Raw genomic sequence first — 26,315 nt, 5'->3', positions numbered from 1 at the left:
GGTGAACCTATTGCCCCCCTGCCTTGCTGATACGCCCTTCAACCTGCACAGAGATGGCGTATTTTCGCACTATGGCCTGAATGACTAAATCTGTAACCTGTGGGGGCCCCGGATTAAAAGTATATTTTCTTGGGGCCTGCTTGAAGGTAACGTAGCCGTCCCCCCCATCAGCTAAAAAGTGACTGGTTATTATCTTGTAATTAGTATCGGGTTGGATCGGTTGCTGCCCTACCAACACATTAGTCACTCGACTCATGACATCTAAATTAGGGTTAAACGTATAAGACAACCCAGAGACGTGAGGAAACCCTCCTTTGTTAGTTTCATACTGAGACACGCCCTCTTCTAGCGCCTGTACCACTTGCCTTCCTGTAAGCGTTAATGTGACTACATGAGCGCGAAAGGGCAACTCTCTGACAATATCCTGTCGGGTAATAGGTGAAGACGCTGCGTATTGTCTGTCTCCCCTGATACTTCCCCCGTTAATCAAAGCAATATCTGCATTCCCATAGTCCCGCATGGTGTCAGTGACAAAGTTAGCAAAGGCGTTTTCTTGGCTACGCACAGCTTGTCGCAGGGTGGAAATTGGGCTTTGCCACTCTCCTATTTGAATATTGAGTAACCGTTCTAATCGAGTCTCATAACCAGACTGTTGCTGTTGCAATAACGCGTCTTTTTCATATTCATCCAATTCAACTTCCTGTGCAGCAGCAAGCTGCCATGGGTCAAAGCTGTTTTTATTTTTATTGCGCGAGAAGTTCGCCACTATTGCCGAACCTTGTCTAGTCAAAGCGAGGTTGTTAGGGTGCTGTTTAATATCCGCTAAGTCAGCTTCATTCAGTCTACTATCGGTAATAAAAGCCGCATCTATTACCCCTTCAGTAAGCAAAGTATCGACAAACGGAAATGGGTAGGAGTAGTGAAGTAAGATCATGTCTGCGCCTTGACCTCTTAACTGCTCAGCTTCATCTAGAATCGCTTTTTGTGCTGGCGTAATAGCTATATTAAATAATTGATACTCTTCGATGACCCTCTCATGTAGTACTGAAATTACCCCTAAAGCCAAATTGCCTTTTTCCACCAACACTGAGGTTTGTAACCCATCGGGTGGCACAGAAACCCGCTTGTCTAACACATTACTTGCCACAAAAGGAAATGCAGCTTCATAAGAGCGCAAGGATAGCTCGTCTTCGTAAAAACTAAATTCTCGCTTAGTCACCGCCATAACATCAGGTTCAATACTGTTGAGAAGGTCGATGATATGCGACCCTCGGTCAAATGACGCCAGTGCACTAGGGCCTATTGAACCGCCACCAAAGACAAAGAAGACATTGTTGTTCTGTGCTCGATACTGTTTTACAAGAGTTTGAAGAGAGGCATACTGCCCCGTACGGCGGTCGCTAATGTCCGGCATATCAGCGGTAAGTAACAAGGTCACTTTCGCCTTGCTATTGTCATTTTTATGAGATGCAACAGCACTGTGAGCTGCAAGGATGAACAGCAACGCAATAGGGACAAGTAGCACGAACTTCTTAGACATATGGCCAACGCACCATTGAGTTATTATTAACCCAAGTATAGCAAGTAATATGCATTCGCTTACCGCGTCTGCTATTGGCCGCTACTTACCGTTGGGATAGCCATGCTACCTAAAAGATATCAACGTGGCTGAAAATCGTTGCCGAAAGGTTTACAGGCCTTGTTTCTTTGCCGCCACAGCTGTCTTGCCTGTACGAGCGCGTCGGCGATGTCGCAACTTTCGAGTAATACTAAATAACTAGCTAGAGTACTTATAATAGCTTGCTCACCATATACGCTTTGCCCACTTCCTGACCATAGCGCTAACATATCTCCAAGGTTCATCTCTTTGTCTTTGAGCGCCCATTTATCAGCAACGACAGGTAACACCAGCTCTTCCGTTTTAGCATGTCGAGTCAGGAAAAGGGTGGTTTCTCTTTCCCCATTGACTTCAGGATCACCGCCGTCCCCTCGAAAACACAGTGCATTAAAAGCGGGATAATTTTCATTTACACGACAATGTTTGTGATCCAGGTGCATATGGTATACCCCTTGAACACAATATGGTGCTGCGCTGGGGTTAAGCAACCGCGCTAATGTATTGGCACATGAACGCAGCCCGAATACTTCGCGCAATTTTATAATGGTATCTAAAGCAGGAAGTAGTTGAGACAGGTCTAAATAAGTCACTCCAGTGTCAGCCAGTTGCAGCTTCGCTTGCGCGATATCGTCTACTTCAGGTAATCCTAGTGCAGGTAACGCTTTGCTGGCGTACAAACGCCCAGAACCTGGTTCATGTGCGCCGTGAAGCATAATTGAGTAACCATTTTGCGCTAAGACTGCCACCGCTAACAAGTACCAGGGTAATTGCCTACGTTTTCCGGCATAACACCCAATGTCTAACATCGGGCTTAACGTTTTTACGTCGGGCTTAATCAGTTCTCGACATGCATCAACAAAACCGATGACCTCTTCAGGTGTTTCTTCCCGCGTGCGCAACAACATTAAAAAAGCGCCGCGTTGATCGCCTGTCACCTGATCAGCCAGCACCATCTTCATGGCGTGGTAGGCCTCTTCTCTGGTAAGACTGCGTCCTCCTTTCTGGCCTTTGCCGATAATCTTTATATATTCGCTAAATGGTTGTTGCATGCTCTGTTGACTGAAGTAAAAGCGTATTGACTAATTGGCGAGACTCTACCACCTTTCCAAAAATAAGTAACGTGGGCCCCGTCAGTTTTGCCTGCGCAACTCTGTCACTGATATCCGACAAGCTACCGGTTACCACGCGCTGTTCATGCGTAGTACCGTTTTCGATGACTGCCACTGGCCAATGATCTGGCACTTTGTGATTTGCTAAACCTTCACACAACCCCTGTAGTCGACTCAGCCCCATATAAACCACTACGGTTTGCTTTAATACGTTACGTGCCATCGCCGCCATTTCAGGCCACTGGCTGGCATCCTGAAAGTGTGCGGTCATAAAGCTGACCGACTGGGCGCAGCGTCGGTCTGTTAACGGGATACCAGTATACGCTGATACCCCTGATGCAGCTGTAATACCTGGCACAATAGCAAAGGGAATGTTGGCCGCCTGTAAAGCCGCCGTTTCCTCACAAGTGCGCGCAAAAAGTGCCGGATCACCGCCTTTTAAACGTACTACTGTCTTACCTGCGTTGGCCAATGCGACCACTCGTTGACAAATAGCACTTTGGGTAAAGCTGTGTTTTTTGCAGCGTTTTCCAACGTATTCCTTTTCGACCTTTCCCGGTATAAGCGAAAGTATTTCTTGGCTTACCAGCGCATCAAATAGCACTACATCAGCTTGTTGAAGCAAACGCAACGCTTTTACCGTAAGCAACTCGGCATCGCCTGGCCCTGCTCCTACAATAAACACCGACCCACATCTTGACTCACCGTGTCTACGTTGAACACTTTTTCCCCACCCGATTTGACGACGGAGTTGTTTTACTATCGCACCAATGGAGAGCGTAGAAGATTCTCGTAAATCTGATTCAGCAGGTAACGTAATGGAGCCTGCTTGGGTGTTTCTTCGCAGGTGTCGAGAAAAGGAAGAAGAAAAACTTGTGACCAATGACATAGACATAAACTCCTATACCGAGTGGGTTTCAATAACCAATTGTTGATCGATTAACTGTGCGAGTGCTGGCTTACACGACCCACAATTTGTGCCGCATTGTAGCTGCTGACCTAATTCTGTAACGGTGGCTACTCCACTTTTGATGGCATCCGATATTGTTTTCTCTCGCACTTTAAAACAGCTACACACGACTTGGCCGTTCAAAAACGCCTCATCCACTTGGCAGCGCAGCAATTGATATTGACTCTGAACAGCTACTGGTGAACCCAACAAACTCGCTAACCATTCAGTCGGCACAGCCCATTGAGGTTGTGTATGCACCGACTCACCACCTAAAAAGGCCGCGAAGCAAAGCGAATTATCAGCAAGGCCAACACACGCAGAATAATCAGCGTGGTGAAATTGAATTAAAGTGAGGTGTTGGGGCAAAGTGTCGACCAAAGATTGCAGTAATGACCGCCGTGGTATCTGCGCAGCCACCGTGAACAATGTACCGTTTTTTCCAGACGCCAGCTCAATAGGGGTTTTCGTCCAGTACTCACAAACACCCGAAATGGCTTCGCTATTGACGTCATCGCAGATAAATATCTGTCCGTGGGTGCACAATGGGTATGGCCTGAGTGCTATCGCACCGTGTTTAAGCTCTGGCTGTCCGGAGATGGCATCTACTGCACTGGCGTAGAGAGCCGCAAGTTTACTGTGTGAGCCCCATTGGGCTGACCAGTGAATAGGAATAAAAGCCTCACCATTACGCACAGTGTCGTCGATTTTAACGGGGTAGATAACAGATGACACGTCATCGCTTTTGTCTTTGTTCGAACCCAGCGCAGATGGATCACCGCTAAACATAGCCGCACTTTGCAGCGCCACATATTCACCATTTTTTACTTTTAGCCTTAAAGCGTCGGCAGGATGGACATGCACATACGCCACGGGCATATGTTCGAGTAATTTAGCTGCCTTTCCCGTACGGGTCATGGTGTGCCACTGATCACGCGCTCGGCCACTATTTAAAATAAAAGGGAAAGACGCACTGATCTGCTGCAACGGCGCTTGATAATGAACTGGCAGCAATCTGGCTTTGCCAGTTGGCGTGGAGAATTTTTTATTTGCAAAAGGGCGTACGCTCAGGGGCAATTCATTCTGCCCTGTTCTCGGAACTAAAGGCCATTGAAAAGGAGAGAGCTTATTGTACTGTTCCTCGGTTAGCTTTCCGAGAATCGACAAATCGAGCAAGCGACTGCCGTTGTTGTTGTATCCTGTGAGCCCAGTATATTCATTGAATATCTCATACACGTGCTGGAAGTCAAAGGCTTTGCCAAAGCCCATTTTCTTTGCCACCTCACACATGATTTGCCAGTCGTGCTTAGCCTCTCCTGGAGCAGGTAAGATGCCCCGTTGTCGGGAGATACGCCGCTCTGAATTCGTCACAGTACCGTCTTTTTCTGACCACCCAGTTGCAGGCAGAGCGATGTGGGCAAACTGTAACGTATCGTTAGCGGCAACAATGTCTGAAACAACGACCATTTCACACTTGGCAAGGGCGCGTTCAATCTGATTTCGATTGGGCATACTCACCACAGGGTTGGTGCCCATTATCCAAACAAACTTTACTTTCCCCTGTTCAATTGCATTAAACAAATCAACTGCTTTCAGGCCCTGCCCCTGAGGCATCACCGGCGCGTTCCAATAGGTTTTTACCGCATCAATATGCTCAGGATTTTCTAGATCACAATGGGCCGCCAGCATATTGGCCAGTCCACCCACTTCCCGACCGCCCATCGCATTGGGCTGCCCGGTTATTGAAAAGGGGCCACAACCATCTCTGCCAATTAAATCTAAAGCCAAGTGGCAGTTGATTATAGATTGCGCCTTGTCTACACCGAAAGCGGATTGGTTGACCCCCATAGAGTAGAACGTCACAACCCGAGGTGAACGGCAAAACAAGGAATAAAATGCCTCTATCTTTTCTCGCGCCATATCACAACACAGTGCAACTTGAGCTGTGTCCATATGGCTGGCGGTTTTAAGTGTGGCGTCAAGACCCTCTGTAAACGCCGCTACCTTGTCTTTGTCAATTCGGCCGTTTCGCTGTGCGTAATCGATAAGACCATTAAATAGTGCGACATCGGTACCCGGTTTAATCGCAAGGTGCATGTCGGCAATAGTACAGGTTTCTGTTTTTCGGGGGTCAATGACCACCACTTTCATCTGTGGATTTCTGCGTTTAGCCCGGGTTATACGTTGAAATAACACCGGATGCGCCCACGCCGCATTGCTACCGGTAATAACCAACAAATCAGTTTGTTCTAAGTCAGTGTAATCGCAGGGAACGACATCTTCCCCAAATGCCCGTTTATAGGCTGCAACTGCAGATGACATACACAGTCTTGAATTTGTATCGATATTGGCGCTGCCAATAAACCCTTTCATCAACTTATTGGCGATGTAGTAATCTTCTGTAAGAAGTTGACCTGAAACATAAAATGCAACGGCATCCGCGCCAAACTGCGCTATGGTAGTAGTGATAGTGTCTGCGATTAACCCGGTGGCCGTGTCCCAATCCACGGGGTTACCTGCTAAGGTGGGATGAAGCAAACGTCCTTCGGGACCATTTGTTTCTAGCAAGTTTGTTCCTTTGACACACAATCGCCCATAGTTGGCCGGATGCTCGGGCGTACCTGTCACACTGTCCAGGGTTATGGCACGCTCACTGACGTTGCAATTGATATCCACACCGCAACCTACACCACAATAGGGGCAAGTCGTTTGTCTTAATTGTTCTGACATCGCGTTGGGTTGAAGTGTAGCCATGTTCATCTCATCGCCCCTGCACTTATGCTTGGCAGGCAATAAAAATTTGTTCGCCGTCTTGCTTTATCGCATAGGGTGTTACAGCAACATCACTGTGCTCTTTGCAAAGACCGGTCTCAAGAAAATAGTGCTCTTTGTATAAGGGTGATGCCACTACTGGCGCATCACAAATAGAGCCTAACAGCCCCCGGTACAGTACATTAGCTTTACCAATGGGGTCATAGTTACTGATTGCATATAACCGTTCTTCCCCATTCACGACAATTTTGAAGATGGCGAGTTGTTGCTCGTTAACCAGCGCACACACACCACTGTTGGTAACCAGATCACTGGCATCACACACATATTGCCAATGTTGAGTGCCTGTGTCGGATACCGATAAATCTTGGGCTACTGTCATTTTTGTACTCCTATCGCGTTGGGTTACACCGTGGTGTAAGACAAGGCTAAAAGTGTGTATTAATACACGTCCTACACCATGGAAACCGGGATAAATTTATCTCGTCCAGCGGCTTTTTCGGCCTCGGTGGCAGGTCTCACCTGCCCTCTTTCAGAGACAAACTGAATATTGCTGTCGCTGGCGTCACTGTTGACAAACTGACGGAAGCGCTTGCGAGATTGTGGATCCTCAATCGTTGTTTTCCACTCGCATTGATAGGCTGCAACCACAGCATCCATCTGTGCCTCTAATTCGTCATTAATGCCCAAAGCGTCGTTGATAACCACGTCTTGTAAATAACCTAACCCCCCGTCCAGGTTATCCATCCAAACCGAGGTACGTTGTAGCCTGTCAGCGGTTTTCACATAAAACATCAATACCCTGTCGATGTATTTAACCAGGGTTTCGCTGTCTAAATCCGTCGCAAAAAGGTCTGCATGGCGTGGCTTCATGCCGCCGTTTCCACACACATATAGGTTCCATCCCTGCTCAGTGGCGATAACGCCAATATCTTTGCTTTGCGCTTCAGCACATTCGCGGGTACAACCAGATACGGCAAACTTAATTTTGTGTGGTGCGCGTAACCCTTTGTAACGGTTCTCTAAATCGATTGCTCTTCCCACTGAGTCTTGAACACCATAGCGACACCAGGTACTGCCCACGCAGGATTTCACCGTACGCAATGCTTTCGCGTAGGCATGACCCGTTTCAAAACCGCCTTCTACCAACTTCTGCCAAATATCAGGGAGCTGCTCTACCCGCGCACCAAATAAATCGATGCGCTGTCCGCCGGTTATTTTTGTGTACAAGTTGTACTGCTTTGCTACTTCGCCTAACAGAATGAGTTTTTCAGGGGTAATTTCCCCCCCTGGAACACGGGGAACCACTGAGTAAGTGCCGTCTTTTTGCATGTTGCCCAGGTAAATGTCATTGGTGTCCTGCAAGGGCAAGTGTGATTCCTGCAAAATATAATCGTTGTAAACCGATGCCAGTATAGAACCCACTGCTGGTTTACAAATCTCGCACCCCAACCCTTTGCCGTGACTTGCAAGAAGTTCATTGAAAGTGCGGATACCGTTTATTTTTACAATGTGGAATAGCTCTTGGCGGGTGTGATTAAAGTGTTCGCACAGCGCCTTCGACACTTCTACTCCGCGCTTTTCCAACTCACTATCAACTACATTTTTAAGCAGTGCAGCACATCCACCACAGCCCGAACTGGCTTTGGTGACGCCTTTTACGTCGCCGACACTGCAACACCCGCCATCAATAGCCGCGACAATGTCGCCTTTGGTCACATTTAGACAAGAACAAATGGAAGCGGTATCGGGTAAGGCATCTGCCCCTAACGCTGGTGCCGCACCGTCGGTAGGAAGAATTAAACTCTCTGGGTATTCAGGTAACGCTATGCCATTTAATGCATACTGCAAGAGCGTATCGTAATCGCTGGTATCACCAACTAATACTGCACCAAGCACTTTCTCTTGCGTGCTGTCTACCACCAGCTTTTTGTACACCCCTTTAGGTTGGTTGAAGTAGGTATAACTGAGTGCTCCAGGTGTGCGTTCATGGGCATCGCCAATGGAACCGACTTCCACGCCCATTAACTTAAGTTTGGTACTCATATCGGCACCGGTGAATTGGCTATCCCCCCCTGTGATGTGACTTACCGCCGTGCGCGCCATTGTGTAGCCCGGTGCCACTAAGCCATATATTTTGTTGTCCCACAGCGCGCACTCGCCAATGGCATAAATATTCGGGTCAGATGTGACACAATGGTTATCAATGACTATGCCGCCGCGCTCCCCTAGCACAAGCGATGACTTTTTACCTAATTGGTCGGAGGGTCTGATACCCGCTGAAAACAGGATCATATCGGTTTCCAGATTGGTCCCATCGGCAAAAACCATCTTGTAGCGGTGTTTATCTCCAGCTTCTATCACTTGTGTGGCCTTTTGCGTATGCACTGTTACCCCAAGTGATTCTATTTTGTTTTTAAGTACTTCACCGCCAGCAAAATCTAATTGAACCGCCATTAACTGGGGAGCAAATTCAACGACATGCGTATCAAGTCCCGCTTGTTTGAGGGCGTTTGCCGCTTCCAAGCCAAGGAGCCCTCCACCGACTACCACGCCGACTTTGCTTACTGCCGCAGAGGCTTCGATAGCAAGTAAATCATCGATGGTACGATAGACCAGACAGTGTTCTTGGTCGTTTCCTGGAATTGGCGGTACAAAGGGATATGAGCCCGTTGCTAACACGAGCTTGTCGTATGCAAACACCTGACCTTCACAGGTTGTCACAGTGCAGTTTTCTCTGTCGATTTCTGTAACCAGTGAGTTAGTCACTACGTTAACACCCCACTCGGCATATTGTGCAGGTGTGGTCAGAGCAAGATCGTCTGCCGTAGCGCCACTAAAAAACGACGACAGATAAACCCGATCATAGGCTAAACGCGATTCGCCACATAAGACGGTTATGTCTACATTAGCCTCGCTATTGTGGAGCTGCTCGACAAAATGATGCCCCACCATGCCGTTACCCACTACCACAATTCGCGGTTTTAATTCCAATGAAGTCATACTATTCCCCCTTATTTCGGGACAAAAAAAAGCCCGCTTCAACTTTCGTTGATGCGGGCTTCGTTGCCTATTTAACTAACACATTTTACGGAGTGTTATTAATCACACACTTTTCAGTGATGGACACAGATCACTGAAACACACTTTATCGATTAAACTAATCCAAGTTGAATATCCAAGTTCAGTGCCAATTGAGCAAAGCACTGTTTTTATTAGCTTTACAAACTAATCGCCTTGAACTAATCACGGGCTCTGCACCAAACACACGCAAGATTGAGTTGACTTGGTGCAGACCATCTGTGTGTTACGCTAACTTATCAGTAGCGACGCGATATCGCGGATCTTCCACCACGTTAATCTCGACAAATTTGTCTGCCTTACGCAGTAAGCAACGACACTCGTCACTAATATGACGGATATGCAGTTTTTTACCTTGCTGTTCATACTTATCTGCCAGTGTATCTAGTGCATCAATACCTGACGAATCCCAAATTCGCGAGTCTTTGAAGTCAATCACCACATCATCGGGATCATTCGTGATATCGAACAAATCTTTGAAGTGCGACACTGAGCCAAAAAATAGTGGCCCATCGAGTTCATATACTTTCCAGCCATCACTATCAATATGTGACTTGGTTTCAATGTGGCGAGCGTGCTTCCACGCAAACACAAGTGCAGAAACAATCACACCTACCACTACGGCAATGGCCAAATCAGCGATAACTGTTACACCGGTTACCAGGAATAAAACGAAGGCATCTTCCTTGTTTACCCCGCGAATAATTCTAAATGACGCCCATTCAAACGTGGCTATCACCACGACAAACATAACGCCGACAAGTGCTGCTAGCGGTATCATTTCAATTAACGGAGCGGCAAAAAGGATAAAGCCAAGCAATACCACAGCCGCCGTAATACCCGATAATCGTCCACGCCCACCAGAATTAATATTGATCATACTTTGACCAATCATGGCGCAACCGCCCATACCACCAAAGAAGCCATTTACGGTGTTAGCTACGCCTTGACCCACACATTCCTTATTACCACGACCACGGGTATCGGTCATCTCGTCGATCAACGAAAGTGTCAGGAGTGACTCAATCAAACCCACTAGGCACAAAATGACAGAGGTAGGTAAGATGATCATCAAGGTGTCCCAGCTAAAGGGCACCATCGGAATGGCAAAGCTAGGCAGTTCGCCGGCAAGTGTGGCGGTGTCGCGCTGCTCTGCTGGAAGCAAGTCCCTAACAAAATCAATAACTGTGCGGGCTTCTAAATCGAGCCCGTGCACCATTGCAGTTACTGTCACAATGGCCACCAAAGAAGCAGGAACGGCAGTGGTCAGTTTAGGTAGCAAGTAGATGATGGACATGGTCAACGCGACGAGTCCCAGCATCCAGTATAATAAAGTCCCTTCCATCCACTGAAGTTCACCCGCGGCGTTAATCACTTTAAACTGACCAAGCTGAGCGAGGAAAATGACAATTGCCAAACCGTTAACAAAACCCAACATCACAGGGTATGGCACTAACCTGATAAACTTCCCAAGCCTAAATATGCCGCACATTATCTGTAATAACCCAGCAAGGATGACTGCAGCAAACAAATACTGAACACCGTGCTGCGCTACCAGCGCCACCATGACTACGGCCATCGCACCTGTTGCACCGGAAATCATTCCCGGACGCCCACCAATTGCAGACGTAATCAAACCCATCATAAAGGCAGCGTACAAGCCAATCATGGGCTCTACACCTGCCACAAATGCAAACGCTACGGCTTCAGGTACCAATGCGAGTGCAACGGTAATACCTGACAGCACGTCGTTTTTGACATTGCTATCTTTGCTGGTAATTAAATCGAACATGTTCTCTCAGAAACCAAAATGTTAAATACAAACGCACTGTGGCCCATTAGTGATTACTAATGCCATATTCACAGACGTTGGGGAAATTTGTTGGCGATTCTATCACCATTGTCATTTAAAATCTTTTAATAGATTGTTATCAAAACGGGGAGAGGACGTTAGTAATAAAAGAATTGAATAGCGTTGCCACTTCACAGAAGGGCATCATCGTTACATTCATGATACCCTTGTGCCGGTATAGCGGTGAAGTAATGGCATCGTTCTGACGTTAATCAACCAGGAGTTAAAGTGGTACCGTATATTCTGACTTTATTGTGCGTAGGTGTAGCCTGTGCAATTCATTGGTTTGCCCCTAAGACCTATTGGAAAGCCACGCTAATGTCCACAGCGGTTATCCTTCTATTTTCCGTGGCCGCCCTTTTCATTTTTCAGGCTTCTGGCATGCTGGTAAGCGAACATACCGGCGAAAGCGCCGATTTCACAGGACGCTTGTTAACAATCACTACATTGATTGCCTTTTTCGGCTTTCTCATTTCGCTTTTTGTTGGTTGGTTTATGCGCGTGGTACGTGGATAACCCGCCGTTTCTGTTTACCACTATCTGGCTGCACCAATTTGGCGCAGCCTAAAGCCCAAGTCAGCTACTTTTTTCCTTTTATACTTATACGCCATCCGTAGTAGGTAAACTAAAAACAGTACTTCCCCTTACTTAAACCCTTGCTAGAAATATCTTTTGAAGTGTAGCCGTATACATTTTTCCTTTTACCTATGCACACGGGCACAAGTGTTGCTTAGTAAAAGTAATACGTCGGTGCGCTATTCTGAGACAAAATAAACACTGCGGATGTGATGGTTGTCGACCTTCCCATCACCCAATTACTGCACTGCCTGTAACAACATTACTCAACAATAACATCTAACGTGGTAGTACAATGCTTGATGAATCAGAGCCGACCATTGCCCTTTGTAGCGACGCCACAAAGCGTTTTCTACTGGCCGCAAAACACGCAGAAATCACGGTACTTGAACAGCTTTCCAGTAATTGTCGTATTGTTAATGCAGTAAGAGAGTTAATTCATCAACTACAAAAAGAACGCGGGGCCAGTAATATCTATTTGGGCTCAAAAGGCGAACGCTACAGTCACGAGAGAGCACACTACGTCACGTCGAGCGAACTGGCAGAGTCCACGTTAAAAAGCCAATTAAAAGCACTGTATTTGACCGATAACATTTCGTCGGGTAATCCTCGCTTGCTCAGCAGTATTACCCTTGCAATGCAGGCCGCCGATTACCTTGTGCAGTTACGCCAACACATAGAAAATAACCAACTTACAGCCCTTGAATCCACACGCGCATACAGCCGTCTTATTGCCAGTTTACTGACCGTTATTTTCGAAGCAGCAGATATAGCCAGTGACCCAGATATCACGCGACTTTTAGTTGCCTTGTTTAACTTTATGCAAGCCAAAGAGTACGCAGGACAAGAACGGGCTTGGGGTGCAATCGGCTTTGCAAAAACACATTTTGATGTGCGTCTTTGCGAAAAATTAACCGCGCTTCAACAAGCTCAGGAGCATCATTTTGGCATATTTAGCGAATTCAGTGGCGATGAGCATAAAAAGGCACTTATCGCGCTCAATCAAAGCCCTGCCGCGATTGATATTACCCAGCTTCGCAATATGATTGCCCAGCTTAGCGACGGCAGCCCTATTGCCAGTGAGATTTCAGAAGTATGGTTTGATGTGGCAACGAGACGGATAGACGCCATGCAAACTATAGAAGTATCGCTGACAGAATCACTCATTCTTCAAGCCAATGAAAAAGTGACTCATGCTAAAAACGAAATGGCTAATCATCAGAAGTTGTTGGAAAAATTTAACGATGAGCACGCCTCTGATGGATCGCCACTGACCTTACTCTTCGACCCTAGCATGCCCGGATTAGCAGAGGACAACAAAGAAGAAAGCCGCGATAATCGCTCTGTTGATGCGCAAACCAAAACCCTCTCTGCCCACCGCTCCTTCTATGATTTATTGCGTACCCAGGCGCAACATATAGAAAACATGGGGCGTGAACTCGAAGAAGCCAAACGCGCAATTCAAGAACAAAAGGTTATCAGCCGAGCCAAGCTACTGGTAATGGAAAAGTTCGGCTTAAGTGAAAATAGCGCCTATCGACGGCTACAGAAGCAAGCGATGAGCGAAAACACGACGATTCTGGCTATTGCCAATAAGGTGGTTGAAATTGCCAGTTCAGTCAACACTAAGCAGAGGTAATACAAGCCAGTTGTGGCCACTGTGTTAACCAGCCTTTGTGCTTAACACGCTGTGTAAAAACGTCGGGGCGAGGAAAACGCGGATTAATACTGATTGTTCCAGCAAAGTTCGCGTCTAGACCATAGGGAGCCAACACTTTTATCTCTTCATGTTGCGTTAACTGCACAGCAACACAAGTTTCACGCTCTACCCAATAAGAAATAGCATGTTCACAATTGCGATAAGGACGATGGCCGTGAACGAGATGCATCAAGGCCTGATTTTTGACTTGCCAATTCACTTCAGGCATACGTTCGTTTAGTTGCGCTTCAATTAACTTATCGCAGTACCGTTTTGGCACGTCACAAAAGTACACTACGTCGACATCATTTAATGGCGTCGGTGCAGGTTTATGATAAAGCCAATCCCAAATGGCATTGCGTAAAAAGCCAGCGCCTATATAGGCTTGTGGCAAGTCCAATCGCCTTACTTCGCTTAAGCAACGCATTCTTAATGCATCTGCTTTGAGCAGTGCTTTAACGGAGTGTAATAAGGATGGCGTTACTGTTGCAGGCATAGATAAGAGTTGTGCTTAATCAGCTATCGATACTGAGTTTGCGCTTCCACTTGATGATGTAAAAAGCGAAAGCAACCATACTCCCTCCGGCAAACCACCCAGCTATCACATCGCTTGGCCAATGCACGCCAAGTAACACACGGCTCATACCAATGCTGAACACCAACAAGGTTACCGTGAAATATATCCAATAACGCACAGGTTTGTGGCGGGTAAAACCACACACCAAGTATGCAACATAGAAATAAACTAAAGCCGACATAGTTGCATGTGCAGAAGGAAAGCTTTGTGTATACACCTGAACGTCGTGGGAAAGCACAGGGGGGCGATCTCGCGAAATTCCTGCTTTAAGTAAGAAAGCAACAGCCAATCCGGTCACCACAGCAAAAACAAACGTTGTGGCTTTTGTTTTCTCACCCGCTAAAGACAAAGCGATTGCCACCGATAATGTTACAAACCCTAATACCGTGTTGCTGCCAAGTGCAGTAATGTCTCTTAGCACATCCCTTTGCCATCCAACAACATCCCCCCACCCGCTGATAACTGAATACAGTACGTTATCAAAGAGGACTAATACGCCCATATAAGCAAATAACATGATGAGTAAAAAGCCAGAGCCTAACAATAAAACTTGTATAGCAGGCGTTTTAATCCCAGCAGTATAGGCTTCAACCTTGTCGTTCTCTCTCATTTCACTACTTTCCTATCTAGCTTTGACGCTGTTTACTCCCCCCAAGGCAATGGGGTGATGACAAGGCTTGACCACCTCTAGCTTCCCATTCTTCAGGCGTGTATGTGTGCAACGCCAACGCATGAACAGGCCCCGATAGTGCCGGCGATGCCAACGCGTTAATCTCCCGGTGGCGCGCGATAAGTCGTTTACCTGCAAAGGTGTCACTGACCACAGTTACTTTAAAGTGACTTTGTGCCCCTTCAGGCACATTGTGCATAAAACTTTCATCAACCACTTCCAGAAAAACCGGATGCAATGACGATTCAATCGCAGATTCAAGAAATGCTTTTACTTGCATGTAACAGTTACCTTGTTCTTAACAAAAGCTGACGAAATGTGAGATTTATTCTACCATTTATTGGCTTTTTCGTCTTGGCGATTCCATGTAAGTAGTGGCTTTGTGTGGCGCCTGCCATTACCAGTACACTACCGTGCTCAAGTAGGCGCGTATACCTGGCATGCGTTTCTTTGTGCTTGAAAGTAAAAGGCCGTGCTTCACCTAAAGTAAGTGATGCGATAACAGGGTTAGGCCCCAGCTCTGGTTCGTTATCAGCGTGCAAACTCATGCTATCCTGCCCATCTCGATACCAGTTAGCTAAAACACTATTAAATCCTTTTGAATAAAATGGCATGCACAATTTTTCACATACATGCCGCAATTCAGTCAGAGTTTCAGTCCACGGATTAGGCGACATGGTAAGATTAGAATACGTATACGTACATTGCGGATCGCCATGCCAACTCTGTAACCGCGGTATCGCCACTGATTTACCAAATAGTTTTATGTTGTCCTGACGCCACGGCAGTTCAGTTTTAAGAGATTCGTAGCAAAGACTCGCTGTTGCCATAGGCAATGCGTTTGGGTAATAACGTACATCACCTTCAGACAGGGGAAGCGTTTCAAAGTCTAACGGTGACGCACTGTCCGGTTCTGCATCAAACAATGAATACTGCATTGCGTAAATGACCTCACACGCTTGTTGGCATAGATAGCTGTTTTTACGTACCACAACTCAAGCTGGATTTACGGATGCACACGCGATGCACCATACAATAGGTGGAACCCTCATCGCTGTATCCTGACAGGATAAGCAATAACACTTGGGTAGGCCCTATCTAGATACTGCGCTTCTATGCGTAAAATGCTATTCTAATCAATCTCAATAATGAAATTACATTCGCTTTAGGTGAATGTCACTAGTGTTTCGCTTAACAACCTCATGAATACAGAATTTATCTTTGCTGATCGTCAGCTATCACTAATCCGCTATCCCGAAAAACATCAGCACGTCAGTTTGCAAGCCTGGGATAGTGCTGACGAACTCGCCATTGAACACATTGAAACTCTGATGAACGAGGATGAGGTTGCGATCACCCGTGACAATCCACTCATGCTGTTTAATGATGACTTTGGTGCACTCGGATGTTGGTTTTCCCATTTATCTCCTATCTGGGTGTCGGATTCTTACATTGCCACCCGCTCACTTAGCGAAAATTTAAAAAATAATGGACTGACACAGAATACGCCAGAAAGCCAAACTGACACATCGTGCTCGCCTTTACCGACCTTACCGGTGCGCACACTGACCAGTGTGCAGAGTATGTCATTTGTACCGGATCATAAGCCCAGTATTATCCTGTTGAAAGTGCCCCGCGCACTTGCGCTTTTAGAACAACAACTGATTGATATACAAAATTATATTTCACCAAACACGCGTGTGATTGCGACTGGCAAAATAAAAACTATTACAAAGTCTGTACTGGGGCTATTTGAAAAGTATATTGGCTCCACCACTACGTCATTGGCTAAAAAGAAGTCGCGACTTGTCTTTGCAACACCCAGTCCCACTATACAACAAGCTTCATCTCCTTACCCCACGCGTTGGCAATGCAAAGGTACAATGGGGCAAACGATAACACTGGACAATCTTGCCAATGTGTTTTCTCGACAGTCGTTAGATATTGGTGCACGCATCATGCTTGAGCACATGACCATCAGTGCCAATGATGTGGTAGTAGATTTAGGGTGTGGGAATGGTGTACTGGGGGTAAATGCCTTAGCACTGGCACCGACCTGTCGAGTGATTTTTGTTGATGAATCATTTATGGCACTGGAAAGTGCCCGATTGAATGTGCTGAATAATTTTCCTGACAAAATAGCACAATGTGAATTTGTCGCCAGCAACTGCATGGAAGCGCTCTTATCTCAAAAACCAAGACCCGCGGTGACGAAAGTACTGTGTAATCCACCTTTCCACCAACAAAACACCATTACCGATCACATTGCCTGGCAGATGTTCAGTGATGCACGCGAGATCTTGGTTAAAAGTGGGCACCTGGTGGTAGTGGGTAACCGACACCTCGACTATCATATTAAACTTAAAAAGTTATTTGGCGGCGCGAAGGTACTTGCGAGCGACAAAAAGTTCGTTATCTTAGGCACAGCAAAACGCTAGCGCGAAATGGTCCACTCCCCTTACTGTAAATCAAAGGAAACTTCATGAAGAAAGTACTTTTATCTCTTCTTGCTGCAGTGGTCATGGTGACCACTAGCACTGCCACCGTCGCTAAAAAGGACGACGGTTCTCACGTTCAACCTGACAACTATTACCCACGAGTGAAGTTTGAAACCACCATGGGGGATATCGTGGTGGAATTAGACAGAAGACGCGCCCCCATTACTGTGAACAATTTTTTGCGTTATGTCGATAAACGCGCTTATGAAGATACGATTTTTCACCGCATTGTACCTGGGTTTGTGGTGCAGGGCGGCGGATATACTGCCGATTTTAACGGAAAATCCAATTTCCCTGACATTTTTAACGAGTCTGGAAATGGCTTGACCAACGATCTTCACACTATCGCCATGGCAAGACAGAACGATCCTCACACCGCTAATCGACAATTTTTCTTTAACGTAAATGACAACAGCAGTCTAAATCCAGGTCGCGACTGGGGGTATGCTGTTTTTGGTGTCATCGTAGAAGGTGAAGATGTGGTTGACGCTATGTCTGAGGTAGAAACGGAATATTCCATCCGTCTTAACGCCAATAATGTCCCCATCGAGCCAATTGTTATTAAAAAAGTAACGGTGCTACCGCTTCTTTGATAGCGGTTCTATTCTCGACAAAAATCACCACAGCCACTACGTTTAGCGCTTTTTAGTGGCTGTGGACAATATTATTCATGACAAGGTTAACCAAAACAGTTTTTGTTCGGTAATCCCCTTGTCAAAGTACGATCCCTGCGTCTTATAGCCTAGTTTTGACAATAAACGTTGTGACGCTCGGTTTTCAGGGTGAGTCATCGCGGTAAGAAACCCATAGCCTTGACTTCTCGCCCAGCAAATAACCCCCTCACAGGCTTCAAAACACAGTCCCTTGCCACGAGCCTCTGGTAACATTGCAAACCCCAAATCCGGGCATTCAAAAGCGAAGCGATTAAACAGGCCGCATACCCCAACAGGGGCGCCACTTTGTTTGTCTTCAACGGCCAGTAAGCCGTAGCCCCATTCTTCACGTTGCGCATTTGTTCTAGCAATGTAATCACAGGCATCATCCAACGAGTCCACATTTCTACTGCCGATAAATTTGAGCCATAACTCATCTTTTTGCAGTGCCAATACCCAGTGTTTGTCGTCAAAGTTAAGTGGTCTCAAGGTTAATCGTTGAGTCACGATTTGTTTCATCATGTTATTCAAGCTGCTTTCCCTTACGCTTTTATTATTGTGTTTAACGGCATTACTTGTATTCACTACCGCGCCAACCTAGGTCTGGCGTTCATCAAGGCTACGTGTGACCCATGCACGCTCGTACCCTGATACGGTAACAGGTAGACCCTGAGTATAAATTTGTGAGTAGCGCTCTCGACTGTCTTTACGCATTAAACTGCCGTATCCCAATACAATATGCTTTTGCTCTATCGTGCTCAGGTATTGGCTATTCACCGTCATTACGTCCTCATCTACCATGTTCATTCAATTGCAACAGATACAAAAAAAGGCCGTGTATATATCACCGCCTTTTGATGTGTTGTATCACAAGTTTACGTGTGAGTATTAGAACAAGGCTCTCACACCCACCGTGACATTTCTACCAGGAAGCGGTGCTTGGTCTTTCAAAAACGACGTATGCACGCGGGCGTCTTCATTCGTCAGGTTTTCACCGCGGGCGAAAAGCACCCAATCGACCTGATTTACGCTAAATTCATATTGCACACTCGCGTTAACCAAAGTATAGCCATCTGTACTCGTTTCATACGACGCCACATCAGATTGACGGTCATACCACGTCAATCCAACATCCGCACTGAGTCCATCATTTACGTAGCTCAATTCACTACCAACACGCATAGGAGGTATACGAGGTAAGTTGTCACTCTCCACCTCAGCACGTATATAGTCGCCAAATACAGTTAAGCGTAAAGTGTCAGCCAAATCGAAGTATGTTTCAGCTTCCCATCCCCAAATGTCAGCGTCTGCTTGTTGGAAATAATAAACCGGTAATCCCTCTTCACTATGCGAATCGTGTTCATCATCAACCTCTTCTTCATGCGCTTCTTCGTGCTCGCTTAACGCAATCAAACCGATGTTGGTTTGAAAAATATAGTCATCGGCCTGGTTATAGAATAGCGACACACTATAGCCCCAGTTACCGGTAAACTTGCGGAAAGTAACATCAAGATTTGTGCTAACTTCTTCGTTCACCTCATTGAGTGATTCGTGGATATGCCCTTCTTCATCCATATCAAAAATCAGACCCACTTCATAACTTTGAGTGGCCAAATGCTGACCTGCCGAAAACAGTTCTTGCTGGCTTGGCGCACGTTCACTACGAGAAAGTGTTACCGCCACAGATTGACCCTCGCCGTATTCCCAGTTTGCACCTGCAGATAAAGAAAGATTCGTGAAATCGTAGTCAGGGAAGCTAAACGCTAGCGCATGCTCTTCGTGCTCTTCATGATCTTCCTCCTCGTGCTCCTCGCCTTCGTGTTCGTCGTGAGCCACTTCAAGTGTCACGTTGCTGTCTTCAGCATCTAAACTGACGCGCTCTAAACGACCGCCGAGTTCAAACGTGACATCGCCCACTTTCTTTTGCTCGATTAAATAAAGTGCAACCCCAGTCGTGGTATTTGCGGGCGTAAATGCCTCATCTCCCACTGCATCATAATCGCTATGGTTGAACTGAACACCAAATACACCATGCCAGCCGTTTATTTCTTCGTGATAAGCGGACACACGGATGTCACTCGACTGATTGGTAAATACCGTACCTTGTTCACCGTCTTCAATCTCGGCATGCTCATAATCGGTATAGGCCGCCGCAAATTTAAGATTTGTTATACCGCGGATTGGAGAGTGCCACTCACCAGCAGTCTGATAACGGGTCATGTTGACATCGAGCAATACCCCTTCTTCTGCATGAGCGTCATCATGTGTCTCTTCCAACTCATCATCATGGCTCTCTTCTTCATGCGCATGGCTGTGACCAGGCACGCCGTATTCATTGTCCAAACGCTCAACGGCAAAACCAAAGTAGCCTTCTTCCACCACATACGACAAACCGGCTACCAGATTGCTGGTTTCCATGGCACTATTTTCAAGTACCCCCTTAGGCTCATCTTCGTCGGGCTCTACTGATGCAAAAGCAGGAATATCGACATTATCTGTATTGCGGTAAAAACCATCGACGTGCCATACGATGTTGCCGCTTCCCCCGGTAAGATCCGCACGGGTGTATTGGCCTTCATTGACCGTGCTATAGCTTGCTTCAACCTCGCCTTCCACTTCTTCAAAGTGATACTGAGGAATACGCTTATCAACAACATTCACCACACCGCCAATTGCACCGCTGCCGTATTGTAGGGTTGCCGGACCTCGCAGCACTTCTACCTGTGTAGCACTGGCCAATGTAGTAGCCACATTGTGATCGGGCCCTACTCTGGAGACATCTGATACATCCAAGCCATTTTGCACAATTTTCACTCGTGGCCCATCATTGCCTCTGATCACAGGACTACTGGACACCGGGCCGAAATAGGTGCTGTGAACACCTGGCGCATTTTTTAACGTTTCACCTAAGGTAGGTGCTTCAATTTTGCGAAGTTTCTCAGCGCCAATCACAGTAACAGGGGTCACTGACTCTAAAACAGAGGTTTGCATCGCGTTGGCCGTTACCACAATATTTTCGACTGAAGCAGGTTCTAGTATGAAATCAATCGTTTGATCTGTGCTGACATCCCCTAAATCATTGTCACCGTGAATATAATCAGATGAATAAACATGCAAGTGTATATGCGGCTGCTTCACGTCTACGAAGCGATATATACCATTACCATCGGTGTAGGCAACACGACGGGTCCCCTCTATTTTGACTTGTGCCCCAGCGATAGGCTGGCCACTAGGATCAGTCACTTTACCCGATACATTGGTGGCAAAAGCAGGCGTACTTAGCAACCCTGCAATAGTCAAACTAAGTAGTGAACGCATTTTCATCGGCCTTCCTTAAAGGATGTTATAACATTAAAAAGATATGTTATAACATTTTAGGCAAGTCCTTTCTCATGTCAACCGTTGATCAACGCCCTTTCTATGAAATTCGTCGAGATTTAGTTGAAAAGGTAAACCCCAACTTTACGCATGAGGGGAATAATCAAGGCTCAGGCGCGACTGACGGGGAAGTTAATGACGTCCTGAATATGCGACGCGCCTATTTTAAGCATGAGTAACCTATCAATTCCAAGGGCCACGCCTGCGCAAGGCGGTAATCCCACTGCTAGCGCATTGAGAAAATTTTGGTCAATGGGTTTGCTGACCAATCCGCTGGCCTGACGTTTTTGGTTGTCTGCTTCAAAACGCACTCGTTGCTCCTCTGCAGCACTGAGTTCATTAAAACCATTGGCTAGTTCAGCACCTTTAAAATAGACCTCGAAGCGTTCAGCCACGCGATTGTCAACTGGGCTTAATTTAGCAAGGGCGGCTTGCGACGCAGGGAAGTTATAAATAAAACACGGGTTTTCGCTTCCAATTTGAGGTTCAATAACGCAACTGAAAAGTAGCTGCAATTTACTGTCATTACTTAACGCTTCTGGCTGGTGAATATCAATATTATGCTGCTGCATGGCTGAAATTAACGTTTGGCCGTCAGCAATTAACGGGTCGATATTCAGATAGGTTTGAAAAGCCTGATGATAGGTCATCTTTTGCGCGGGTTCAGTGGCGAGTATTTCTTGCAAGAGGGTATCGACTTCGTCCATTAAAGCAAAATGATCGAATCCTACGCGATACCATTCAAGCATAGTAAACTCAGGATTGTGCCATCGCCCTTCTCCCTCGTGACGAAACGCCTTACAAACTTGATAAATAGAACCACTTTGCGCGCACAATAGACGCTTCATAGCATATTCTGGCGATGTCTGAAGGTATAACTGTGTTGGCTTACCAGACGTTGAAAAATTAAACTGCGTATCAAATGCTTCAAGATGCTCGTCGGTTACCGTGCCGTTTGAAAGTAGTGGGGTATCTACCTCTAGTACCTTTCTATTGTAAAAAAACTCGCGAACGGTGCGCAGTAACTCTGCTCGTGCCACACGCGCTTCATGGGTAGTCGTCGGTTGCCAGGATTGCATATTTTCAAACCAGAAATGTGAAACTAAAACAAAAAACCGGTACACACAGGCACCGGCATTTTTTACTTAAACAGCACGCGACATCGCGCGTAGGTGTTAGCGCAATTATTTTTGTGCGCGAGACACGTATTCACCAGAGCGAGTATCTACACGAATAACTTCACCGGTTTGAACAAACAGTGGCACACGAACCACAGCACCTGTGCTAAGTGTTGCAGGTTTACCACCTGTACCGGCCGTATCGCCCTTAAGACCTGGATCCGTTTCGGTAATTTCCAGTTCAACAAAGTTAGGTGGTGTAACAGTAATCGGCGAGCCATTCCACAACGTAATAGTACAAACGTCGTTTTCTACCAACCACTTTGTATTCTCACCAACCGCTTTTTCATCTGCAGCGATTTGTTCGAATGTATCGTTGTTCATAAAGTGGTAGAATTCACCGTCGGTGTATAAGTAGGCCAGCTCAGTATCCATTACATCAGCACCTTCTACTGATTCACCCGAGCGGAAAGTTTTTTCTAAAACTTTACCTGAAATAAGCTTGCGAATTTTTACGCGGTTAAACGCCTGGCCTTTACCCGGCTTTACGTATTCGTTTTCTAGAATGTTGCAAGGTTCGCCGTCCAACATGATTTTCAGGCCGCCTTTGAACTCGTTAGTGCTGTAATGAGCCATATTTCCTCTGTCTTAACATAAGGTACAAAAAGTTTAGTGGAACAAATAATACCTAAAAAACCGATTTCTGTAGAGCATAACTGGCAAAAAGAATTAGCCTGTAGTTTTACCGACCCTGTAAAACTGCTGCGTTACTTAGGTTTAGAGGAAGAAAAATTTACCCAGCACATTAAAGCCAGGCGACTTTTCCCAATGCGAGTTCCTCGCTATTTTGTTGATTTAATGGAAAAAGGAAACCCACTTGACCCTTTGTTCCTGCAAATTATGCCCTTGAGTGACGAATTTCTAACGTCAAAGGGATACAGTGACGACCCTCTCGACGAACACGAGACCGCCGGCAAAGGTATTTTGCACAAATATGATTCTCGCGTGTTGTTAATGGTAAGAACGGGCTGTGCGGTGAACTGTCGCTATTGTTTCAGGCGTCATTTCCCCTATGCTGATAATGCGGTGAGCAAGCATCAGTGGGAGGAAGTACTCGACTATCTTCGCCGAAATAGCAACATAAACGAAGTGATTTTCTCAGGCGGCGACCCCCTTATGGCCAAAGACGACCACCTGGCTTGGCTGGCAAATGAAATTGCCCAAATTGACCACATCAAAAGGCTGCGTATTCACACCCGTTTACCTGTGGTACTGCCTGACAGATTGTGCAATGAGTTCAGTGATTGGTTTACTGATCTTCCCCTTCAAAAAGTACTGGTGCTGCATGCCAATCACGCCAATGAGATTACCGACGTATTGGCGTCAAAGCTCGATAGCTTGCGTAAAAAAGGGGTTACCTTGCTCAATCAGTCAGTATTGTTAAAGGGAATTAATGATTCAGGTCTGGCAATTTCACAGTTAAGTGAGAAGCTCTTTGATGCTGGGGTGCTGCCATACTATTTACACGTGCTTGATAAAGTACAAGGCGCGAGTCATTTTAATGTGAGTGATGAAGACGCCAGAGCAATCATGGAAGAAGCGATAAAGCGCTTACCAGGCTTTTTGGTCCCAAAACTCGTTAGAGAAATTGGTGGTCAACCCGGCAAAACGCCTATCGACTTACATTTGCATCCGTAAATTACGCGTAGGTATCAATGTTGGCGCCTAACGCCGCATTTGCAGATGACGATTGAGGTACGCCAGCAGCTGATTCCAGCAACTGAAGCGCCGCTTGTCCCTCTTGTTCTTGCTGGCTTTTAGCCAACTTAAGAGAGGCCAACTCAAGTGACGCACCGGACGTTCCAGAGGCACTAGTACCTTGTAGATCCATACCAATTTCCTTTGTTGCTTGTAGCAAAGTGAAAAAGTGGGCAGAATTGCCCACCTCTTAAAGTATCGGCATAAGTCGACAGAACTTTAACCATTATTTGAAAAACTTCGGAACAAAAAAAGGCGTGTTATGCAAAGTCAAGAAATGCAAACCATCCATCAACAGCTACAGGAAACTATGCAAACCCTTTATCGTAAAGCGGTTGATGCTGATCAGCACTTAGACAATTTGCAGCGGGATCAAAAAGGCAAGTTTGCCGCCGTTTTTACTCGCGACAGTGGTTTTACAACGTCAGCTAAGCGCTTTGGCCCCTATGTGGAAGAAATAGCCAACGACTGGCAAGCGCTTAAAGCACTTGAAGAAGACGACGCTAAACAGGCGCTGGCGCCGCTTGTAAAGAAAATAGAGCTGACTTTAGTGACGTTGACGCAATTTCAACAATCGTTGAGTAAGCAGTAGCAAAAAAATTATTGGCTTGTGTCACTTACTATAGAGTGGCAACGCATTAATTCTTCGTTTTATTTCATCGACTTCTTTGAGATATTCTTCGCTATCTACTCTACCATATTGCGCGGTAAAGGCTTGTTTATTCAAGCCTTCTGGCAACCCTTCAATACTCGGAATAATTTCGAGTTCACGTTGAATTCTCGCTATCGCATTTTGTACCGCTAACGCCTGTTCCTGACGCGTAGCCACCTTAGCAAATTCAGTACCCGCCATATCGGCTGCTAAATCGACAAAGCTGTAGCCCGAGCCGCCTTTTCCTCTGTCCATGAGCTCTTTGAATTCCCCAATAGCTAAAGACATCCCTTGCTCTGCCAACAATTCTAATGCAGCAGAAATGATAAAATGTCGGGCTAAATCATTGCGTTCATGCAACACCGCGCCACGACGGGGCTTAATAGCCTTTTCAGCATCTGGCTGAATGTTGCCCACTAGATTACCCACTCTGTGATGCCCTACAAAGGCCGCCAGCGCTAAAATTACCGCTTTATTGTGTAACACGGCTTGCTCATTGGTGTCGCTTTGCTCTCTGGCCCGCGCCATCCCCTCGCGTAAATATTCTATTAACGATACGGGTTGACTTGATAACGCAATTTCACGCCCGGAAATATAACGCAAGTAATAAGCAGTAAGTGTTTCTAACTCCATTTCCTCGCTAACCGACAAGTTGGACGCAGCTACGTTGAGTTCACTAAGCAGAGAATCCAGTGGCCCCATCTCTAGCGTGATTTCACTGTTTTGCATTGCCACTCGCTGAATACGAGATAACGCGATACTGGCTACCTGAGAATCAGTATAGGCATTAACGGCGCGTTCGATGACTGTCAATAACAAAGGGCCGGGTAGGGCAAGATCACCAAGTTGCACTTGGGCTAAGTGAAATTCATTTCCGGGAAGCACTAAGGCTGACGCATTGACATAATACCCGGTGTCTTTAATGGCATAAGTGACGCTGACTGTGCCGCCCATGGGGGTAATGTTTACGATGCCTTTAAAATCAGGTAACGCACGCTGCAGTACCCCAACTAAACTTTCCACCTGAGTTTCGGTAAGCACAACCCGATGGCCTTCTTCGCGATGGGAAAACGCTTGTTTCAGCTGTGCGAGCAATTCGTTCACACTGTCTGCACCGTCGAGTTGCACAGGCGCGGTAGAAGTAACCAACGGCGTTTTTTGGATAGCCATCACGGTAACCGTGACCACGCTTACCATCAACAAGAAAACTAAAAAGGCAACACAAAGAAGAAGCCATTTAACGCTGCGTGAAATCATGTGTGAGAGGTTTAACCTACCGTGCTACTAGTTGACTACGAGTAAAAAGAGATAGTGGTTATACTACGTAACGCCATCGCCTGCTACCCCCTTTAGGC

General features: G+C 46.3%; 24 protein-coding genes. 6 read left to right on the top strand and 18 right to left on the bottom strand.

From position 1 onward, the window contains the following. Nucleotides 1-7 precede the first annotated feature (7 nt). From ACMCM8_RS01635 to ACMCM8_RS01605, 7 genes are all read right to left on the bottom strand, one after another. Nucleotides 8-1,540 carry a bifunctional metallophosphatase/5'-nucleotidase gene (locus ACMCM8_RS01635; RefSeq protein WP_412724806.1) on the bottom strand — a complete coding sequence of 511 codons (1,533 nt, stop codon included), beginning with the start codon at nt 1,538-1,540 and terminating at the stop codon, nt 8-10. Nucleotides 1,541-1,659: 119 nt separating this feature from the next. Further along, complete coding sequence (locus ACMCM8_RS01630; protein WP_412724804.1) at nt 1,660-2,667, bottom strand: glycosyl transferase family protein; 1,008 nt, start codon at nt 2,665-2,667, stop codon at nt 1,660-1,662. After that, nucleotides 2,651-3,616 (bottom strand): uroporphyrinogen-III C-methyltransferase, encoded by a 966-nt coding sequence (gene cobA, locus ACMCM8_RS01625; RefSeq protein WP_412724802.1) that lies wholly within the window; start codon nt 3,614-3,616, stop codon nt 2,651-2,653. Before cobA ends, ACMCM8_RS01630 begins: the two co-directional genes overlap by 17 nt. Nucleotides 3,617-3,628: 12 nt before the next feature. Next, nucleotides 3,629-6,436 carry a nitrate reductase gene (locus tag ACMCM8_RS01620; protein ID WP_412724800.1) on the bottom strand — a complete coding sequence of 936 codons (2,808 nt, stop codon included), beginning with the start codon at nt 6,434-6,436 and terminating at the stop codon, nt 3,629-3,631. 16 nt (nt 6,437-6,452) lie between these two features. Then, nucleotides 6,453-6,830 (bottom strand): nitrite reductase small subunit NirD, encoded by a 378-nt coding sequence (gene nirD / locus ACMCM8_RS01615; RefSeq protein WP_412724798.1) that lies wholly within the window; start codon nt 6,828-6,830, stop codon nt 6,453-6,455. 71 nt (nt 6,831-6,901) lie between these two features. Beyond that, complete coding sequence (gene nirB / locus ACMCM8_RS01610; RefSeq protein WP_412724796.1) at nt 6,902-9,451, bottom strand: nitrite reductase large subunit NirB; 2,550 nt, start codon at nt 9,449-9,451, stop codon at nt 6,902-6,904. A 304-nt stretch (nt 9,452-9,755) separates the two neighbouring features. After that, entirely contained in the window at nt 9,756-11,321 is a 1,566-nt protein-coding gene (locus ACMCM8_RS01605) for a SulP family inorganic anion transporter (RefSeq protein WP_412724794.1), read from the bottom strand. A 288-nt stretch (nt 11,322-11,609) separates the two neighbouring features. Between ACMCM8_RS01605 and ACMCM8_RS01600 the strand changes: the two genes are divergently transcribed. Beyond that, on the top strand, nt 11,610-11,897 hold the full coding sequence (locus ACMCM8_RS01600) for a hypothetical protein (protein ID WP_412724792.1): 288 nt from the start codon (nt 11,610-11,612) through the stop codon (nt 11,895-11,897). A gap of 355 nt (nt 11,898-12,252) precedes the next feature. After that, a complete protein-coding gene (locus ACMCM8_RS01595; protein WP_412724790.1) occupies nt 12,253-13,596 on the top strand; it encodes a nitrate- and nitrite sensing domain-containing protein in 1,344 nt (447 codons plus the stop codon). Here the strand turns inward: ACMCM8_RS01595 and ACMCM8_RS01590 are convergent. From ACMCM8_RS01590 to ACMCM8_RS01575, 4 genes are read right to left on the bottom strand one after another with little or no spacing between them, the layout of a single operon-like run. Further along, a complete protein-coding gene (locus ACMCM8_RS01590) occupies nt 13,583-14,152 on the bottom strand; it encodes a nucleotidyltransferase family protein (protein WP_412724788.1) in 570 nt (189 codons plus the stop codon). The genes ACMCM8_RS01595 and ACMCM8_RS01590 overlap by 14 nt on opposite strands. A 19-nt stretch (nt 14,153-14,171) precedes the next feature. Then, complete coding sequence (locus ACMCM8_RS01585; RefSeq protein ID WP_412724786.1) at nt 14,172-14,843, bottom strand: phosphatase PAP2 family protein; 672 nt, start codon at nt 14,841-14,843, stop codon at nt 14,172-14,174. 16 nt (nt 14,844-14,859) lie between these two features. Continuing rightward, entirely contained in the window at nt 14,860-15,183 is a 324-nt protein-coding gene (locus tag ACMCM8_RS01580) for a BolA family protein (protein WP_412724784.1), read from the bottom strand. A 7-nt stretch (nt 15,184-15,190) separates the two neighbouring features. Continuing rightward, entirely contained in the window at nt 15,191-15,841 is a 651-nt protein-coding gene (locus ACMCM8_RS01575; RefSeq protein WP_412724782.1) for an alpha-ketoglutarate-dependent dioxygenase AlkB family protein, read from the bottom strand. A gap of 264 nt (nt 15,842-16,105) precedes the next feature. Between ACMCM8_RS01575 and ACMCM8_RS01570 the strand changes: the two genes are divergently transcribed. Together ACMCM8_RS01570 and ACMCM8_RS01565 are read left to right on the top strand one after the other, a co-directional pair. Continuing rightward, a complete protein-coding gene (locus tag ACMCM8_RS01570; protein ID WP_412724780.1) occupies nt 16,106-17,341 on the top strand; it encodes a methyltransferase in 1,236 nt (411 codons plus the stop codon). A 44-nt stretch (nt 17,342-17,385) separates the two neighbouring features. Next, nucleotides 17,386-17,994 (top strand): peptidylprolyl isomerase, encoded by a 609-nt coding sequence (locus tag ACMCM8_RS01565; protein WP_412724778.1) that lies wholly within the window; start codon nt 17,386-17,388, stop codon nt 17,992-17,994. 75 nt (nt 17,995-18,069) lie between these two features. Here ACMCM8_RS01565 and ACMCM8_RS01560 read toward each other — a convergent pair whose 3' ends face one another. The 5 genes from ACMCM8_RS01560 to efp all read right to left on the bottom strand — a co-directional run bounded on the left by ACMCM8_RS01560 (nt 18,070) and on the right by efp (nt 23,186). Then, on the bottom strand, nt 18,070-18,576 hold the full coding sequence (locus tag ACMCM8_RS01560) for a GNAT family N-acetyltransferase (RefSeq protein ID WP_412724776.1): 507 nt from the start codon (nt 18,574-18,576) through the stop codon (nt 18,070-18,072). 75 nt (nt 18,577-18,651) lie between these two features. Next, nucleotides 18,652-18,837: a hypothetical protein gene (locus ACMCM8_RS01555; protein ID WP_412724774.1), complete on the bottom strand. Its 186-nt coding sequence runs from the start codon at nt 18,835-18,837 to the stop codon at nt 18,652-18,654. Nucleotides 18,838-18,942: 105 nt separating this feature from the next. After that, nucleotides 18,943-21,378, bottom strand: coding sequence for a TonB-dependent receptor (locus tag ACMCM8_RS01550; RefSeq protein ID WP_412724772.1), 2,436 nt, complete (start codon nt 21,376-21,378; stop codon nt 18,943-18,945). Nucleotides 21,379-21,542: 164 nt separating this feature from the next. Next, nucleotides 21,543-22,511 (bottom strand): elongation factor P--(R)-beta-lysine ligase, encoded by a 969-nt coding sequence (gene epmA, locus ACMCM8_RS01545; protein WP_412724770.1) that lies wholly within the window; start codon nt 22,509-22,511, stop codon nt 21,543-21,545. A 105-nt stretch (nt 22,512-22,616) separates the two neighbouring features. Continuing rightward, a complete protein-coding gene (gene efp, locus ACMCM8_RS01540; RefSeq protein ID WP_412724768.1) occupies nt 22,617-23,186 on the bottom strand; it encodes an elongation factor P in 570 nt (189 codons plus the stop codon). A gap of 36 nt (nt 23,187-23,222) precedes the next feature. Here efp and epmB point away from each other — a divergent pair, with 36 nt between their 5' ends. After that, a complete protein-coding gene (epmB, locus tag ACMCM8_RS01535; RefSeq protein WP_412724766.1) occupies nt 23,223-24,248 on the top strand; it encodes an EF-P beta-lysylation protein EpmB in 1,026 nt (341 codons plus the stop codon). Between the two features lies 1 nt (nt 24,249). Here the strand turns inward: epmB and ACMCM8_RS01530 are convergent, their stop codons facing one another. Continuing rightward, nucleotides 24,250-24,441 (bottom strand): hypothetical protein, encoded by a 192-nt coding sequence (locus ACMCM8_RS01530; RefSeq protein ID WP_412724764.1) that lies wholly within the window; start codon nt 24,439-24,441, stop codon nt 24,250-24,252. 129 nt (nt 24,442-24,570) lie between these two features. Here ACMCM8_RS01530 and ACMCM8_RS01525 point away from each other — a divergent pair, with 129 nt between their 5' ends. Beyond that, entirely contained in the window at nt 24,571-24,900 is a 330-nt protein-coding gene (locus ACMCM8_RS01525) for a hypothetical protein (RefSeq protein WP_412724763.1), read from the top strand. A 21-nt stretch (nt 24,901-24,921) separates the two neighbouring features. On the opposite strand, the gene ACMCM8_RS01520 is transcribed toward ACMCM8_RS01525, so the two are convergent. Next, entirely contained in the window at nt 24,922-26,217 is a 1,296-nt protein-coding gene (locus ACMCM8_RS01520) for a hypothetical protein (RefSeq protein WP_412724761.1), read from the bottom strand. Between the last annotated feature and the right edge of the window lie 98 nt (nt 26,218-26,315).

Origin of the sequence: Alteromonas sp. D210916BOD_24 (assembly GCF_047159385.1) — a bacterium.
In the GTDB taxonomy this organism is placed as follows: domain Bacteria; phylum Pseudomonadota; class Gammaproteobacteria; order Enterobacterales; family Alteromonadaceae; genus Alteromonas.
The sequence above is the reverse complement of the archived record's forward strand: the minus strand, read 5'-3'. Positions and strand labels throughout refer to the sequence as shown.

What these genes read in the sequence shown, in the direction of transcription:
- ACMCM8_RS01635 (WP_412724806.1), bottom strand. Translation starts at nt 1,540, where the DNA reads ATGTCTAAGAAGTTCGTGCTACTTGTCCCTATTGCGTTGCTGTTCATC.
- ACMCM8_RS01630 (WP_412724804.1), bottom strand. Translation starts at nt 2,667, where the DNA reads ATGCAACAACCATTTAGCGAATATATAAAGATTATCGGCAAAGGCCAG.
- cobA (WP_412724802.1), bottom strand. Translation starts at nt 3,616, where the DNA reads ATGTCATTGGTCACAAGTTTTTCTTCTTCCTTTTCTCGACACCTGCGA.
- ACMCM8_RS01620 (WP_412724800.1), bottom strand. Translation starts at nt 6,436, where the DNA reads ATGAACATGGCTACACTTCAACCCAACGCGATGTCAGAACAATTAAGA.
- nirD (WP_412724798.1), bottom strand. Translation starts at nt 6,830, where the DNA reads ATGACAGTAGCCCAAGATTTATCGGTATCCGACACAGGCACTCAACAT.
- nirB (WP_412724796.1), bottom strand. Translation starts at nt 9,451, where the DNA reads ATGACTTCATTGGAATTAAAACCGCGAATTGTGGTAGTGGGTAACGGC.
- ACMCM8_RS01605 (WP_412724794.1), bottom strand. Translation starts at nt 11,321, where the DNA reads ATGTTCGATTTAATTACCAGCAAAGATAGCAATGTCAAAAACGACGTG.
- ACMCM8_RS01595 (WP_412724790.1), top strand. Translation starts at nt 12,253, where the DNA reads ATGCTTGATGAATCAGAGCCGACCATTGCCCTTTGTAGCGACGCCACA.
- ACMCM8_RS01590 (WP_412724788.1), bottom strand. Translation starts at nt 14,152, where the DNA reads ATGCCTGCAACAGTAACGCCATCCTTATTACACTCCGTTAAAGCACTG.
- ACMCM8_RS01585 (WP_412724786.1), bottom strand. Translation starts at nt 14,843, where the DNA reads ATGAGAGAGAACGACAAGGTTGAAGCCTATACTGCTGGGATTAAAACG.
- ACMCM8_RS01580 (WP_412724784.1), bottom strand. Translation starts at nt 15,183, where the DNA reads ATGCAAGTAAAAGCATTTCTTGAATCTGCGATTGAATCGTCATTGCAT.
- ACMCM8_RS01575 (WP_412724782.1), bottom strand. Translation starts at nt 15,841, where the DNA reads ATGCAGTATTCATTGTTTGATGCAGAACCGGACAGTGCGTCACCGTTA.
- ACMCM8_RS01570 (WP_412724780.1), top strand. Translation starts at nt 16,106, where the DNA reads ATGAATACAGAATTTATCTTTGCTGATCGTCAGCTATCACTAATCCGC.
- ACMCM8_RS01565 (WP_412724778.1), top strand. Translation starts at nt 17,386, where the DNA reads ATGAAGAAAGTACTTTTATCTCTTCTTGCTGCAGTGGTCATGGTGACC.
- ACMCM8_RS01560 (WP_412724776.1), bottom strand. Translation starts at nt 18,576, where the DNA reads ATGATGAAACAAATCGTGACTCAACGATTAACCTTGAGACCACTTAAC.
- ACMCM8_RS01555 (WP_412724774.1), bottom strand. Translation starts at nt 18,837, where the DNA reads ATGACGGTGAATAGCCAATACCTGAGCACGATAGAGCAAAAGCATATT.
- ACMCM8_RS01550 (WP_412724772.1), bottom strand. Translation starts at nt 21,378, where the DNA reads ATGAAAATGCGTTCACTACTTAGTTTGACTATTGCAGGGTTGCTAAGT.
- epmA (WP_412724770.1), bottom strand. Translation starts at nt 22,511, where the DNA reads ATGCAATCCTGGCAACCGACGACTACCCATGAAGCGCGTGTGGCACGA.
- efp (WP_412724768.1), bottom strand. Translation starts at nt 23,186, where the DNA reads ATGGCTCATTACAGCACTAACGAGTTCAAAGGCGGCCTGAAAATCATG.
- ACMCM8_RS01530 (WP_412724764.1), bottom strand. Translation starts at nt 24,441, where the DNA reads ATGGATCTACAAGGTACTAGTGCCTCTGGAACGTCCGGTGCGTCACTT.
- ACMCM8_RS01525 (WP_412724763.1), top strand. Translation starts at nt 24,571, where the DNA reads ATGCAAAGTCAAGAAATGCAAACCATCCATCAACAGCTACAGGAAACT.
- ACMCM8_RS01520 (WP_412724761.1), bottom strand. Translation starts at nt 26,217, where the DNA reads ATGATTTCACGCAGCGTTAAATGGCTTCTTCTTTGTGTTGCCTTTTTA.